Origin of the sequence: Shinella sp. (genome assembly GCF_049651085.1) — a bacterium.
Taxonomy (GTDB): domain Bacteria; phylum Pseudomonadota; class Alphaproteobacteria; order Rhizobiales; family Rhizobiaceae; genus Shinella.
Window position 1 is genome coordinate 48,599 of the sequence record NZ_JBASBL010000019.1, and the last position, 14,533, is coordinate 63,131.

Below are 14,533 nucleotides of genomic sequence, written 5' to 3' on the forward strand. Positions count from 1 at the left end.
CGCGCGGTTTCACGATGTTCAACGGCAACGTGGTGTTCCACGAAAGCGAGCTTGAACACCGCGTCTCCACGGTCATCCAGGCGCGTTCGGACGTTCGCGAACTGCATTCCCAGTTCCCCGTCCTGCCGTTTGCAGACGACGATGGCGTGATCCACGACCACACGTTCGATTACTATGTGGTCTTCGACGATGGCTATCGTGTCGCCGTCGCGGTGAAACACGCCCGCAAGCAGGCGCAAATCCTCGACATGTTCGACCGGATCGCAAGGCATGACTTCTCCCATGTCGCAGACGACCTGCGCCTGATGACGGACGAGGATGCAACCTACGAGGCGTTCTACAACGCCCATGACATCCTGCGCGCCCGGGAGCATTTCGACGAGGTCGAGTGCCAAAACACCCGGTCCATCGCCAGGCGTCTCGTCGGTCGCTTTCACTTCGCAGAACTGCTGCGCGGCTGCCGCCATGTCGGGGCGCGGCGCGATGCCGTGTGGCAACTCATCGACCGCGGCGATCTGGTCCCGCTCTCCCCAGGGCGCATCTCCGACCTGAGCTGGCTGACCGTGCCGTCCTGACCGAACTCTCCCGCGCCGCGCCATCGTTTCCAACGGAGTAAAGAGATCGCAATGCCGAATTATGCCTTGCCCGCACGCGTATACCACCACTCGATCGTCGAGATGGACGATACCGATCGCTTCACCAGCGGTGGCCAGAATTATGTTCCGTTGCGCGCCGATGGCGATGGCTACGTGATGCGGCACGAGGATGACGGTCGAGAGATTTTCATGGGCCACGCGGAAATCCATCGTTGGCTGACGGAGAAGCGGGCGGCCATTCGCTACGGCTACAACAGCGTTCCCGAACAGAAGCTCCGCCTCATCTGGGGCGACGAGACCTTCGAAGGCCTCGATCCCGAAAAACGCATCCTGCCCAGTTTTCGCGAGAAGCTCATCCTGCGCTACGAGGACGAGTGCATGAAAGCAGGTAAGGCGCTCCCCCGCTCGGAAAAGAAGCTTCAGCCTCTGCTCGATGCATGGGCTGATGAAATCCTGAAAGGCGCGAAGGGAAAGCGACGCAAGCGCAGTGATCGCGGCACTACTTCGTTCGGGGCACCGACGGTACGCCAGTTCAACCGCGACTATGCCGATTACATGGCATGCGGCAGGAAGACGCTGGCGCTGGCGCATCGTCATCATGGCCCAGGAAAGCGCCTCTTCATGAGTTGCACCGAGAGCTTAGCGGTCGCCCACCGTGGCGCGCGTCGGTATCTGTCGCGCAAGAAGCCCACCAAGGCCCACTGCTACCTGTTGTATCGCGCCGAGCTTTTCGAGATCAACCAGACGCGGACCACGAAGCTGCACAAGGTTTCGCGTACCAAGTTCGAGTCCATGATCAACCGGTTCGACGAGTTCGAAAAGGACGCGAGCCGCCACGGCGAGAAGTGGGCGATCGATAAGTACGCCCGGAACCTGCGGACCTACGATATCCTCACCCCCGGTCAGCGTGTCGAGATCGATGAAGTCAATGTCGATCTCATGACGCTTCTCGTGGAAACGGGGCTGTACGAGGGCCTCCCCGAGAAGGTGCGCGCAAACATCCCGAAGGTGCGCATCTGGTTCGTGGCGGCGATCGATGTGGCAACCAGGTATGTCCTGGCCTTCAGGGCGGCATTCAATCCGACTGCGAACGCCGCCATCTCGGCGCTTCGCATGATCATGTCGGACAAGCGACTACTGTCGCAATCGGTGGGTGCGAAGACACCCTGGATCGGCATGCTGAGACCGAAGGAGGTCTATTCGGACAACGGATCGGCGTTCATCGCCGAGCGCACGCGCGCGGTCTTCAAAGCCGCGCTCGTCGGCACGACATGCCCGCCTGCAGGAGACCCGGCGCGTCGTCCGTTCATCGAGAGCCTTTTCCATTCGATCGGTCCGATGATCGCCCAGTTCTTCGACGGGCGCACCTTCGGTTCGGTTGCAGAGAAGGGCGATTACAAGCCGGAAGACTTCGCCTCCCTGACCACGGACGAGTTTGTCCGGATGTTTACCTACGCGATCTGCGACATCTATCACAACAAGCCGCATGCCTCGCTCGGCGGAAACTCCCCGCACAACGCGTGGGTACGCGCCACGCAGGAGTGCCGTGTTCGGCAGGTTCCATCGGACGAGGAGATGCTTCACGTCTTCGGTGAACCTTCGAACCGTCCGATCTCCGACGACGGTATCACCTATCAGGGCATCACGTACGGGAGTGACGAACTCAACGTCCAGCGCATGCGCCACGGCAAGAAGGAGTTCGAGATCAAGAGCGATCCCGAGAATGTCCGCTGGATTGCCGTGAAAGGCGACGAGGGATGGTTCACGGTGGAAAACACCGTGGGCCTCAATGACGACCTCACGCTCGCGGAATGGATCGCGGCCCGCAAGGAGGAACTCGCACACAACGCCACGGAGGCCGAAGAGGGCATGGCGGCGATGTACGATGCCGTCAACAGGCTGCGGCGTGCGGGGGAAAACGCGACTGTCCGCGCTCATTTGACCCCTGCCATCCCCGATGCCGAGGAACATGAGCGGATGGAGCGGGAAGTCATGCGCGGGTGGAAAGCCGGCACGCGACGTGCGGGGCCTCTGCCCGAACTCGTGCCGGAGATGTCGCCGCCCGCCGATCCTCTCCGCGGTCCCCCGAGGCGCGCCTTGCCCATCAACCACCTGAAATCCGGCCCAGCGTTGGTCGCACCCTCGAGCGAGGAAGCGCTTCCGACCCGGCCGATCCCGATCGTTTCCACTCTCGACTACAACGAGGACGACTGACATGACCGACGCCACGCCTATCGAAACTTCGGTCTTCGCCGCCATCAAGGCCAGCGTCCGTGCAAGCTATTTCACGACGGGCCGCGACGGAAAGCTCGCGTCCTATCTCCGTGAGATGGCCGTCAACGTGACGGACTGGGAACGGGGTGCCGGCTCGAAACGGCGTGCTCTTTTTGTCATCGGGGACTCGGGTAGCGGCAAGACCCGCTCGCTCCAGCACCACTTCGCCGCGATGCCGGAATTCCGCCCGCACAGAAACGAGCACGGTGAAGTCGTCTCGCCTGTGTTGAGCATCGACGCGCCCCAGCCCTGCAATACCAAGGCGCTCGCGATCACGATCCTGACGGCCATGGGACTGCCTACCCGGGAGCGCATGACAGAACACGCGCTCTTCGCTGTCCTCAAGGCCCAGCTTTGCGAGCGGGGCGTGAAGTACCTTCATATCGACGAGATGCAACACGTCATGCGGCACAACACTCCGAAAGCGATCAGCAACGTCCAGGACACGCTCAAGAGCCTGATCCAGGTTGCGGACTGGCCGCTGCACACGATTTACTCCGGCGTGCCCGAGCTCGCGGAACTGCTCAAGGGTGATCCCCAGCTTGCCAACCGTTCCCGCGTCCTGCGCTACGACGCGCTCAACTGTCCCGCGGATGCTCAATGGATCACGAGCATCCTGAAGAAGGTGGCCAACGATGGATGCGGGTTGGCCTTGTCTGCGGAACTTCTCGATGAGGTTTTTCCCGAGAGGCTCTGCGTTGCAAGCAACGGCGCATTCGGATCGATGATCGCGATGGTGCAAGAGGCATGTTTTCGCGCACTCGTGCGAGGTCGAAAATCGGTCACGAGCAAGGAGTTCGCCCGCAACTACGAGCGCGATACCGGATGCATGCCCCGTGACAACGTATTCACCGCCGCGCGCTGGCGCGACCTCGCACCGGGTCACGCGCTGGCAGACCTCGCCTGAACAGAACCTGCTTCGCAAAGGAAGCCCGATGAAGCTGCCTGTCACGATCCCGTTCCACGACGATGAAACCCCGCTTGGTTTCGTATCTCGCCTCGCGGCGGCGAACGGGTTTCCTTCCCTGGAAGTATTCCTGAATTGCACGGAAACAAGCGCACTCGCGATCATGCGCGGTGAAGCAGGCTCAATGGCACTGCTGGAGTCCTGGACTGGGGAGAAACGGGACAGGCTGGGTCGCTTCGCCGTGCGCCGCGCCGACGAAAAGCTGCATTTCAGGTTGGGTAACGCGGTATTCGGCCGCGACCATCGCCGCGGCAACACACACCGCTTTTGTGTCCAGTGCGTTCAGCACGACCTTCGGATTGAAGAAGGCCGCAAGGTTTCACACCCGTACGTACGGGTGTGGTGGGAAACAAAAGCCATCGGGACATGCCCGATCCACGGTTCGCGGATTACCGACGTCGCTTGCGACAACAACAAGGATGACTTCGCTCTCTTTGTTCGGTCCAACGCGCATCTGTTTGCCGACGATCATGGAGACGCGACGAGCCGCCCGCCGCGGGAGCTTGACAGATACTTGATCGGACGCATTCAAGGCGCAATCGTCAACCCTTTCCTCGATAGCCTTGAGGCATACGTGGTCGCAGGGCTCTGCAAGTATTTCGGCCGTTTTCTGCGTCGATATCGCAGCGCTGCGGTCAGCGAAGACGGATCGTTTGAGACCCTTAACGATGCGGAGTACGGATTCAACGCCGTAAAGCTGGGCGAAGCGCACATCTCGGAACTGGTCTCTGAGCTTGTACTCGGTGAAAGCGCCTTAGTGGAAGACGGGGCTTCCCCGATGGACCCGATCACGCGCTGGCTTCGGCGCAATCACGATGTTCCGGCCTACGCAACCCTCGTCGAGTTCTTTCAAGACCTGGCCGAAAGAAACATGCCGCTGGGTGAAGGCCAGATTTGCATTCTGCCTACGCGCAGGCGTTACCGTCACACCGTACGCTCGGCGAGTGTCGAATACGGCCTGAGGGAGCAACGCATTGTCGGGCTATTGACGAAAGCTGGCATTCTGAAGGTGGAAGAGGCGACAACGGCGAAGATTTCCTTTGACGCGGAACAAGCAAAGCCCATTCTCGAGGCCGCGCAGGATGCTCTATCCCTGACCGAGGCGGCGGCTATTCTCGGTTTGAAGGGACCGCGGCTCCACGAGATCATCGACGCTGGCTTTCTGCCCCGCGTCGAGGCGGATCGCGGCGATCTGCGCATCTACACCCGCATCTGGAGGCAGGACCTGATTGATTTCCAGCGCCGCTTGTTCGAGCGAGCGAAGACCGAGATCGATCTCGATGGCTACCTGCCGATCGTAAAGGTGGCCCACAGGTGCAACTGCCAGGTAAGGGAAGTGGTCGGAATGATCTTTGACGGCCAGCTTGATGGTATTGCGCGATCCGGCAACGGTATCACGTTCGCTAATCTGTTAGTGAATTTGAAGGAAGCCCAGGGGAAGAGGCGTCTTGTCGTCAGACAGGAGATCGGAACCGATCTGCTGTCGATCGCGGAAGCCGCGGAGTTGTTGAATACCGCGAAATACAAAACCTATCCCCTGGTCGCCACCGGAGTCCTTTCGTCGGTCACGAGACTCAATCGTACGTCACGTCGGATGCAACCGTTCATCGAGCCAAAGGCTCTAGAGGATTTCCGACGTCTTCATATTTCAGTTGCCGAAATCGCCTCGCTGTACGGCACACGCGCCGACGTAATTGTTCGACGCATGGAAGCGCTCGGTATTGAGCCGAGCTTCGACCCTGGTTCCCGACCAGGAAGGTATTATTGGCGGAGCGATCTGGATAAGTTCACTTTCGACCGGGCATCAGCTTAACACTGGTTTCATCATGCGACGTTTCAGAGGCTCCGGTTCCGGGGCCTTTTTTGTTGCCCGAAATTCACGAGCATCATGCTGGGGACATATCAATTGAAACGTCAGGGATACACCAAATCTAACAACCGAAAATATCCCAATAGAATCAGTGTGGGTGTAGCCGCTCTGGGACAAACCTACTGAACCGCGCCAATAAATGAGCGCTTCAACGACGGTCGCGGTCTGGATCGGACGGCTGATTCTGCGTCCGATCGAGGTGCGTGCGGCGCACATTCCCGGATCGCTGGTGTGAATTCGAAATGCTGCGCCACTTTTCAGGTTGGCAGCATGTCTGCGCCGACGGGCCGGCCTGGCCTCGTCTGCGGGCCTGACGGCAGGCCGTCAGACGTCCTCGGTCTCGCGCTCGGGCGTGACGACGCGCGGCTTGGTGCGCACGGAAGGCACGATCGACGGCTTTGCGACGATCTTCGGCGGTGGCGCCTTGATGCCGAGCATGCTGCGGATGCGGTCGGAGACGAGGGGGCGGAAGCGGCTGGCGCGGAAGGGCATGTCGGTGGCGCCGTAGCCTTCCGGACCGTCGTCCTTGCCGCGATAGAGTTCCACCAGCTTGATGCCGTAGAAGTCGCCATCGACATAGTGACGGTAATGGCCGCTCCAGCGAACGGTGTAGACTTGGCCCTTGCGGATGCCCTGATCGATCGAGACGTTCTTGAAACGGTCGTTGATGCAGACGACTTTCTGGCCGACATGAAACGTGGGCATTCCGTTTCCTTTTCCCTCAGCGATTCCCGCAAACGTTCGGCCGTTTTACGTGAAAGCTCAGCTTGTCTTGCGGCAGGTTACGCCCGGTGCGTTCTCGCCCTTCGTCAGGTCGTAGAGCGTCGCCTCGTCACCCTTGGTCCACCACTCGTACTGGCCGCCGGCATATTTGGCGCCAGAGGCCGCAAGCACGTTGGCGGCGATGATCGTCTCTTCCGCGATCGTCAGTACGGCCAGCGAATTTGCGCCGACATTGATGTATTCGACGACGACGCGCTGCTCGGCGTCGCATTGATAGTTCAGCGTCTCGCGGACCACGCTCTGTTCCGGGCCTGGCAGGCGGATGACGACGTCCGTGTTGTTCTTGAGTGCGGCGAGGCGGATTGCCGGTGCGCCTTCCTTGGCCGTCAGGTGCAGGATGCCGTTTTCGAGCCTCCACGAGGTGACCGTGCCGAGGGCGTCGAAAAATTTCTGCTCCTGGTCCATGATGGCCGGAGCGCACATCTTGCGGGTCGCGGCGGCGGGGGCGAAGGCGATGTTGCCGTTCTGCACCTTCAGCTTGCCGCGATAGGTGTTGCAGCCACCATTGCCGCCATAGGAGCCATCCGGCTTGATCTCCAGCGTGGTCTGCAGGTCGTCGATGACGCCGTTGCCGCTGATGTCTTCGGCCAGCCATGTGCCGCCGAGACCACCCGGGACCGGCTCGTCGGCATAGGCCGGAGCCGCTGCCCAAAGGGCGATGCAGGCGAGGGTCCATACTCTCAGGCGTCGGTGCACAGATTTCTCCAATCGTCAGCGCGGAAGACCGCTTTGCGGGGACGTTATGGCCGTCCGGGCGAAAAGGTCAAGCCAAGGGTTCCAGAAGTCTTGTCAAGCACCCGCTTTACAGCATTTCGATGACTTGTTGCAGGCGTCTTTCGCCTGTAGAGCCTTCTATCGATAAGAAGAAAAACGCGGAAATGATCATGGCTCCCGACGCGCGGCAGATGCGCCGCATCACCATTCTCGGCTCCACAGGCTCCATCGGCACCAGCACGCTTGACGTGGTGCGCCAGCTTGGCGGGCGCGAGCGCTATGAGGTGCTTGCGCTGACCGGCAACGGCAATGTCGAACTGCTCGCCGAACAGGCGAAGGAATGCGGCGCGCAAATGGCGGTGACGGCGAACGAGAGCCGCTATGGCGCGCTCAAGGATGCGTTGTCCGGCAGCGGCATTGAAGCTGCAGCGGGGCGCTCGGCGCTCATGGAAGCGGCCTCCGGCGATGCGGACTGGGTGATGGCGGCGATCGTCGGCACTGCGGGCCTCGCCCCGACGCTGGCGGCGGCAAACAAGGGCGCGGACATCGCGCTTGCCAACAAGGAATGCCTCGTTTCCGCCGGCGACCTGTTCGTCGATGCGGTGGCGCAGGGCGGCGGGCGGCTGATTCCGGTCGACAGCGAGCACAGCGCCATTTTCCAGTCGCTGGAGGAAGACCAGCGCCATGCCGTCGAGCGCATCGTGCTGACGGCGTCCGGCGGACCCTTCCGCACCTGGAGCCGCGAGCAGATGGCCGGCGTTACCGCCGATATCGCGCGCGCGCACCCCAATTGGTCGATGGGCCTCAAAATCTCGATCGGCAGCGCTTCGATGTTCAACAAGGCGCTGGAAATGATCGAGGCGAAGCATCTGTTCGATGTGCGGCCGGACCAGATCGAGGTCGTCGTGCACCCGCAGTCGATCATCCATTCCATGGTCGGCTATGTCGATGGTTCGGTGCTGGCGCAGCTCGGCGCGCCCGATATGCGCACCGCCATCGGCTATGCGCTGACCTATCCGGAGCGCTCGCCGCTCAATGTCGACCGGCTGGACTTCGCGAAGCTGTCGCGGCTCGATTTCGAGGCGCCGGACGAGGTGCGGTTCCCGGCGCTCCGCCTTGCCCGCACAGCGTTGGAGCGCGGCGGCTTGCAGGGCGCGGTGATGAATGCGGCTGAGGAAGTTGCCTTCAACGCGTTCGTCGGCGGACGCATCGGCTTCCTCGCCATGGCTGACATTGCCGAGCAGGTGATGGACAGGCTTGCCCACCTGCCTGCGGCATCTTCGATGGACGATGTCTTTGCGGCAGACGAAGAAGCCCGGCGGGTGGCCGCCGGGCTCATCGGATAGTTCTGCCTGGGTCGCTTTTTAGGCGACGGCGCGGGCCAGCGCACAGCGCGACCAGAGCGAATGCAGGGCGCCGACCAGATGGTCGATATCGGCATCCGTGTGGAGCGGCGTCGGCGTAATGCGCAGGCGCTCGGTCTTCTTCGGCACCGTCGGGTAGTTGATCGGCTGGACGTAGATGCCGAAATTGTCGAGCAGCAGGTCCGTGATCCACTTGCACTTGGCGGCATCGCCCACCATCACCGGCACGATATGGCTCGGATTTGGCATGTGCGGAATGCCGTTGCGGTCCAGGGCCGAACGCAGGCGACGGACACGCTCCTGATGGGCGAAGCGCTCGGTCTGGCTTTCCTTCAGGTGCCGGATTGCCGCGCATGCGCCAGCGGCAATCGCCGGCGGCAGGGAGGTCGTGAAGATGAAGCCGGAGGCGAAGGAACGGACGAAGTCGCAGAGCGCGGCCGAACCCGCAATATAGCCACCCATGACGCCGAAGGCCTTGCCGAGGGTGCCCTCGATGAGGGTCAGGCGATGCATCAGGCCTTCGCGCTCGGCAATGCCGCCGCCGCGCGGGCCGTACATGCCGACGGCATGGACTTCATCGAGGTAGGTCATCGCGCCATACTTGTCGGCAAGGTCGCAGATTTCCTTGATGGGAGCGATGTCACCGTCCATCGAATAGACCGATTCGAAGGCGATCAGCTTCGGCGCCTTCGGGTCGGCGGCGGCGAGCTTGGCTTCCAGGTCCTTGAGGTCGTTGTGCTTCCAGATCACGCGCTCGCACTTGGAGTGGCGGATGCCCTCGATCATCGAAGCGTGGTTTCCGGCATCGGAGAAACAGATGATGCCGGGGATCTTGGAACAGAGCGTGCCAAGGGCTGCCCAGTTGGACACGTAGCCCGAGGTGAAGAGCAGCGCCGATTCCTTGCCGTGCAGGTCGGCAAGCTCGCGCTCCAGCAGGACGTGGTGGTGATTGGTGCCGGAGATGTTGCGGGTGCCGCCGGCACCGGCGCCACACTGGTCGATGGCGGATTTCATCGCGTCGGTGACTTTCGGGTGCTGACCCATGCCGAGATAGTCGTTCGAACACCAGACCGTGACGTCCTGGATACCGCTTGCCGTATGACGGGTGGCCTTCGGGAAGTTGCCTTTCTGGCGCTCCAGGTCGGCGAAGACGCGATAACGGCCTTCCTGATGCAGGCCATTCAGTTCGTTCTGGAAGTAGGTCTCGAAGTCCATCCGGCGTCTCCAGTCCGGCAATAACCCGGACGTCATCATCGTTTGCGGTCGTTCAAACGGCTACACCCAGTGTCGTCTTGCTGCAACGGTATCCGCTGCGGCAAATCGAGCCACCTTTGAACCATTCCAATGTATCCTAGCCTGCCAAAGGCCATTTCCTGTTGATGCATGTCAAGTCTGCATGAAAAAAGGACGGCCTCAATCGTCCTTTTAATCGAACAGTTTCAGCTTTTTCCGCGCAGTCAGGTGGCTGCGACGGCGCGCTTGGCCATGACCTTCACGAGATTCGCGCGATATTCGGCGCTGCCGTGGATATCCGCCAGCAGGTCCGAAGCATCCACCGTGACGCCGGAGGCGGCATCCGCCGACCAGTTGGTCGCCAATGCCTTCTCCAGTCCCGCATGGCGGAAAACGCCGTTGGAGCCTGCGCCGGTCACCGCCACGCGCACGCCGCCATCTGCGGCCTTCGCCACGAAGACGCCGGTCATCGCAAAGCGCGAGGCCGGGTTGGCGAACTTGGAGTAGCCCGCCTTTGCAGGCGCGTCGAAGGTGACCGCGACGACGAGCTCACTATCCTCCAGCGCCGTTTCGAAGAGGCCGAGGAAAAAGTCGTCGGCGGGGATTTCACGGGCATTGGTGATGATCGTCGCGTTCAGTCCCAGCATGGCGGACGGGTAGTCGGCGGCCGGATCGTTGTTGGCGATGGAGCCGCCGATCGTTCCCATGTGCCGCACATGCGGGTCGCCGATAAGGGCGGCAAGGTGACAGATCGCCGGGCACACGGCTTTCAGTTCGGCCGAGGTGGAAACCTCGTGGTGCGTCGTGCCCGCGCCGATGCGCACCCGGTTGCCGCTGACGGATATACCCTTCATCTCGGCGACATGCCGCAGGTCGACAAGCTCCGGAGGGGCGGCCAGCCGCTGCTTCATGGTGGGAATCAGCGTCATGCCTCCGGAGAGGTATTTTGCCTCCCCGGAAGACGACTGAAGCTTGACGGCGTCAGCGACCGAAGACGCGCGGTGATAGTTGGTTGCGTACATGGCGTCCTCCGTCAGTTTGCCGTCAGCCGTGCAGCCGCCCAGACCTTCTGGGGCGTTGCCGGCATGGTGAGGTCGTTGTTGCCGATGGCATCGGTGATGGCGTTCATCAGCGCAGGCGGCGAGCCGATGGCGCCCGCCTCGCCGCAGCCCTTGATACCGAGCGGATTGCTCGGGCAGGGCGTGAGCTGATGCGACAGCTTGAAGAAGGGCAGGTCGTCGGCGCGCGGCATGGTGTAATCCATGTAGCTCGCGGTCAGCAGCTGGCCCGTCTCGGGATCGTAGTGGACGCCTTCAAGCAGCGCCTGACCGACGCCCTGCGCGATGCCGCCATGTACCTGGCCTTCGACAATCATCGGATTGATGATGTTGCCGAAGTCGTCGGCGGCGACGAACTGCACGATCTCGGTCTTGCCGGTCTCCGGATCGACCTCGACCTCGCAGATGTAGCAGCCGGCCGGGAAGGTGAAGTTGGCCGGATCGTAGAACGCACCCTCCTTGAGGCCCGGCTCCATGCCGGATGGCAGGTTGTGGGCGGTATAGGCGGCCAGCGCCATCTGGAACCACGGAACCGACTTGTCGGTGCCGGCGACCTTGAGGGCGCCGTTCTCGATGACGATGTCGCTCTCGTCGGCTTCCATCAGGTGGGCCGCGATCTTCTTGGCCTTGGCCTCGACCTTGTCGAGCGCCTTGGCGACGGCCGACATGCCGACCGCCCCGGAGCGCGAGCCATAGGTGCCCATGCCCATCTGCACCTTGTCCGTGTCGCCATGCACGATGGAGACGCTGTCGATCGGCACGCCGAAGCGTTCCGTGACGAGCTGGGCGAAGGTCGTCTCATGGCCCTGGCCGTGGCTGTGCGAGCCGGTCAGCACTTCGATTGTGCCGACCGCGTTGACGCGCACCTCCGCCGATTCCCAGAGGCCGACGCCGGCGCCGAGCGAGCCGACTGCGGCGGACGGCGCGATGCCGCAGGCCTCGATATAGCAGCTCATGCCGATGCCGCGCTTCATGCCGCGGCTGGCGGCTTGCGCCTTGCGGGCGGGAAAGCCGTTCCAGTCGGCAGCCTGCATCGCCGCCTCCAGCGAGGCTTCGTAGTCGCCGGCATCGTAATTCATGATGACCGGCGTCTGGTGCGGGAAGGAGCGGATGAAGTTGATGCGGCGAAGCTCGGCTGGCGAGACGCCGAGTTCGCGCGCCGCCGTCTCCATGGTGCGCTCGAGAAGGTAGGTCGCTTCAGGTCGGCCGGCACCACGATAGGCGTCGACCACGGCCGTATTGGTGTAGACGGCCCGCACATTGGCGTGAATCGCCGGGAAGGCATACTGGCCGGAAAGCAGGGTCGCATAGAGATAGGTCGGCACGGCCGAAGAGAAGAGCGACATGTAGGCGCCGAAATTGGCGATCGTATCGACCTTCAGGGCCGTGACGCGGTTGTTCGCGTCGAAGGCCATCTTGACCGTCGAGACGTGGTCGCGCCCGTGTGCGTCGGTCAGGAACGCCTCGGTGCGGTCGCTCGTCCATTTCACCGGAACGCCGGAGCGCTTGGAGGCCCACAGGCAGACGATCTCTTCCGGGTAGATGAAGATCTTCGAGCCGAAACCGCCGCCGACGTCCGGTGCGATGACGCGCAGCTTGTTTTCCGGCGCTACGTTATAGAAGGCGCTCATGACGAGGCGCGCGACATGCGGGTTCTGGCTCGTCGTGTAGCAGGTGTAGTGGTCTTCGGCCGAATCGTAGACGCCGAGCGCGGCGCGCGGCTCCATCGGGTTCGGCGCGAGCCGGTTGTTGACGATCTTCATCTCCGTGACATGGGCGGCCGCGGCAATGGCGGCGTCCGTCGCGTCCGCGTCACCGATCTGCCAGTCATAGATCAGGTTGCCGGGGGCCTCGGGGTGAAGCTGCGGCTGTCCGGCTTCCAGCGCCTTCACGGCCTCGGTCACGGCGGGCAGAACGTCATAGTCGACGACGACGGCCTCGGCCGCATCGCGCGCCTCGCCCATGCTGTCGGCTACCACTACGGCGACCGCATCGCCGACATAGCGCACCGTCTCATGCGCGAGCGGCCGCCAGGCGCCCATCTTCATCGGCGAGCCGTCCTTGGAATGGACCATCCAGCCACAGATCAGGTTGCCGATGCCGTCGTCCAGCATCTGTTTCCCGTTGAGCACGGCGATCACGCCGGGCATGTCCTCTGCCGCCGACGTATCGATGCTCCTGATCTTCGCATGCGCGTGCGGCGAGCGCACGAACGCGGCATAGCGCATGCCCGGTACGACCATGTCGTCCGTATAGCGGCCCTTGCCGGTCAGAAACCTCTTGTCTTCCTTCCGCGCGACGCGCGCGCCGATGCCTTCGACACCCATCTTCATCTCCTCCCGAGATATCGTTCGCGTGATTTGCTGAAGGCGGTCGGCCGGGCGGCGTGCGCACACGCATCGCAACCATCGGCAGGAACCGCCGTCCGCGCGCTATTCCGCAGCCTGACGGCCTGCCGCGCCCATTTCTTCGGCGGCGGCGAGGATGGCTTTCACGATGTTGTGATAGCCGGTGCATCGACAGATATTGCCTTCGAGATTGTCGCGGACCGTCTTCTCGTCGAGCTTGGCGCCATAGCGGTTGATCATGTCGATGGCGGTCATCACCATGCCGGGCGTGCAGAAGCCGCATTGCAGGCCGTGATTGGCCTTGAAAGCCGCCTGCACCGGGTGCAGCTCGCCGTTTGCCGCAATTCCTTCGATGGTCAGGATATCCGAGCCCGCGGCCTGCGCCGCGAGGATGGAACAGCTCTTCACCGACTTGCCATCCATATGCACGACGCAGGCCCCGCATTGGGACGTATCGCAGCCGACATGGGTTCCGGTGAGGCTGAGCTGGTCGCGCAGGAAATGCACGAGCAGGGTGCGGTCCTCGCACTCCTTGCTCACCTTCCTGCCGTTGACGGTCATTGCCACTCTTGTCATTCGTTCCTCCCTGGCGGTTGCGTCCGCTGGGCCGGTCGATCCGACGTCACATGCAGCAGGCGTCCTCACGACGCGGGCCGGGGATCAAACGACACCAGCATTTTCTGTTCGCGTGCATTGTACTTCGACAATGAAGTTGCGACGGCGATTCCTCCCCTGCCGGTGCAACCTCAACAATCATATCATTTGACTTTTTAGAGCGCCGATCAACCGGTACTTTCAGGCAATTGCGAAATTTCTCAAGATTGGTTCAGCGACCAGTCAAAACGAAATGGAAATGAAATTTATTCGGGACGCAAAAAAATAGTTTATTGCCATGGACTTCCCAATCAACGGCGATATTTTCATCCTCGGACAGACCTGACCGTCGTTGACGGCCCCGGTATGTTACTGAGTAGAAGGGGATAGGGTGGACCGTGAAAACGCGGCCGCCGCTCAACTTTGGAGAACATCTTCATGAAGAAAGTCATTGCGCTCGTTCTGGTCGGCCTTGCTGTCGCCAGCTGCACGCAGACGGAAAAGGGTGCGGGCATCGGCGCCGTCTCCGGCGCGATCATCGGTGGCGCAGTCACGGGTAACGTCCGTGGTGCGGCTGTCGGCGCGGCCATCGGCGGCGTTTCCGGCGCCGTCATCGGCAGCGTCTCCGAGCAGCCCGGCCAGTGCTACTATCGCGACCGCTACGGCCGCCGCTACATCGACCGTTGCCCGTCGGGTTACTGATACCTGCACACGCAACCTATGCGAAGCCCC

Annotated in this window: 12 protein-coding genes; 6 read left to right on the forward strand and 6 right to left on the reverse strand. The window is 62.1% G+C overall.

The annotated features are described in order from the left end of the window. Window positions 1-14 precede the first annotated feature (14 nt). Genes WA950_RS11150 through WA950_RS11165 form a run of 4 tightly spaced genes read left to right on the forward strand, consistent with a single transcriptional unit; the run spans window position 15 to window position 5,650 of the window. Complete coding sequence (locus WA950_RS11150) at window positions 15-575, forward strand: hypothetical protein (RefSeq protein WP_424551783.1); 561 nt, start codon at window positions 15-17, stop codon at window positions 573-575. A gap of 51 nt (window positions 576-626) precedes the next feature. Continuing rightward, window positions 627-2,810: an integrase gene (locus WA950_RS11155; protein ID WP_424551784.1), complete on the forward strand. Its 2,184-nt coding sequence runs from the start codon at window positions 627-629 to the stop codon at window positions 2,808-2,810. 1 nt (window position 2,811) lies between these two features. Continuing rightward, window positions 2,812-3,777 (forward strand): ATP-binding protein, encoded by a 966-nt coding sequence (locus tag WA950_RS11160; protein ID WP_424551785.1) that lies wholly within the window; start codon window positions 2,812-2,814, stop codon window positions 3,775-3,777. A gap of 28 nt (window positions 3,778-3,805) precedes the next feature. Further along, window positions 3,806-5,650: a TniQ family protein gene (locus tag WA950_RS11165; RefSeq protein ID WP_424551786.1), complete on the forward strand. Its 1,845-nt coding sequence runs from the start codon at window positions 3,806-3,808 to the stop codon at window positions 5,648-5,650. Between the two features lie 381 nt (window positions 5,651-6,031). On the opposite strand, the gene WA950_RS11170 is transcribed toward WA950_RS11165, so the two are convergent. Both WA950_RS11170 and WA950_RS11175 read right to left on the reverse strand, forming a co-directional pair. Then, complete coding sequence (locus tag WA950_RS11170; protein ID WP_424551787.1) at window positions 6,032-6,412, reverse strand: CAP-Gly domain protein; 381 nt, start codon at window positions 6,410-6,412, stop codon at window positions 6,032-6,034. 57 nt (window positions 6,413-6,469) lie between these two features. Next, the gene (locus WA950_RS11175; protein WP_424551788.1) at window positions 6,470-7,186 is read right to left on the reverse strand and encodes an META domain-containing protein; all 717 of its coding nucleotides are present in this window, start codon (window positions 7,184-7,186) and stop codon (window positions 6,470-6,472) included. Window positions 7,187-7,374: 188 nt separating this feature from the next. Between WA950_RS11175 and dxr the strand changes: the two genes are divergently transcribed. Continuing rightward, a complete protein-coding gene (gene dxr / locus WA950_RS11180; RefSeq protein WP_424551789.1) occupies window positions 7,375-8,550 on the forward strand; it encodes a 1-deoxy-D-xylulose-5-phosphate reductoisomerase in 1,176 nt (391 codons plus the stop codon). Window positions 8,551-8,568: 18 nt separating this feature from the next. Here the strand turns inward: dxr and hemA are convergent, their stop codons facing one another. The 4 genes from hemA to WA950_RS11200 all read right to left on the reverse strand — a co-directional run bounded on the left by hemA (window position 8,569) and on the right by WA950_RS11200 (window position 13,783). Then, window positions 8,569-9,783, reverse strand: coding sequence for a 5-aminolevulinate synthase (gene hemA, locus WA950_RS11185; protein ID WP_424551790.1), 1,215 nt, complete (start codon window positions 9,781-9,783; stop codon window positions 8,569-8,571). A 242-nt stretch (window positions 9,784-10,025) separates the two neighbouring features. After that, window positions 10,026-10,823, reverse strand: coding sequence for an FAD binding domain-containing protein (locus WA950_RS11190; RefSeq protein WP_424551791.1), 798 nt, complete (start codon window positions 10,821-10,823; stop codon window positions 10,026-10,028). A gap of 11 nt (window positions 10,824-10,834) precedes the next feature. Then, window positions 10,835-13,186, reverse strand: coding sequence for a xanthine dehydrogenase family protein molybdopterin-binding subunit (locus WA950_RS11195; protein WP_424551792.1), 2,352 nt, complete (start codon window positions 13,184-13,186; stop codon window positions 10,835-10,837). A gap of 105 nt (window positions 13,187-13,291) precedes the next feature. Beyond that, on the reverse strand, window positions 13,292-13,783 hold the full coding sequence (locus WA950_RS11200; protein ID WP_424551793.1) for a (2Fe-2S)-binding protein: 492 nt from the start codon (window positions 13,781-13,783) through the stop codon (window positions 13,292-13,294). A gap of 456 nt (window positions 13,784-14,239) precedes the next feature. Here WA950_RS11200 and WA950_RS11205 point away from each other — a divergent pair, with 456 nt between their 5' ends. Beyond that, window positions 14,240-14,503: a YMGG-like glycine zipper-containing protein gene (locus tag WA950_RS11205; protein ID WP_064331830.1), complete on the forward strand. Its 264-nt coding sequence runs from the start codon at window positions 14,240-14,242 to the stop codon at window positions 14,501-14,503. Window positions 14,504-14,533: the final 30 nt, after the last annotated feature.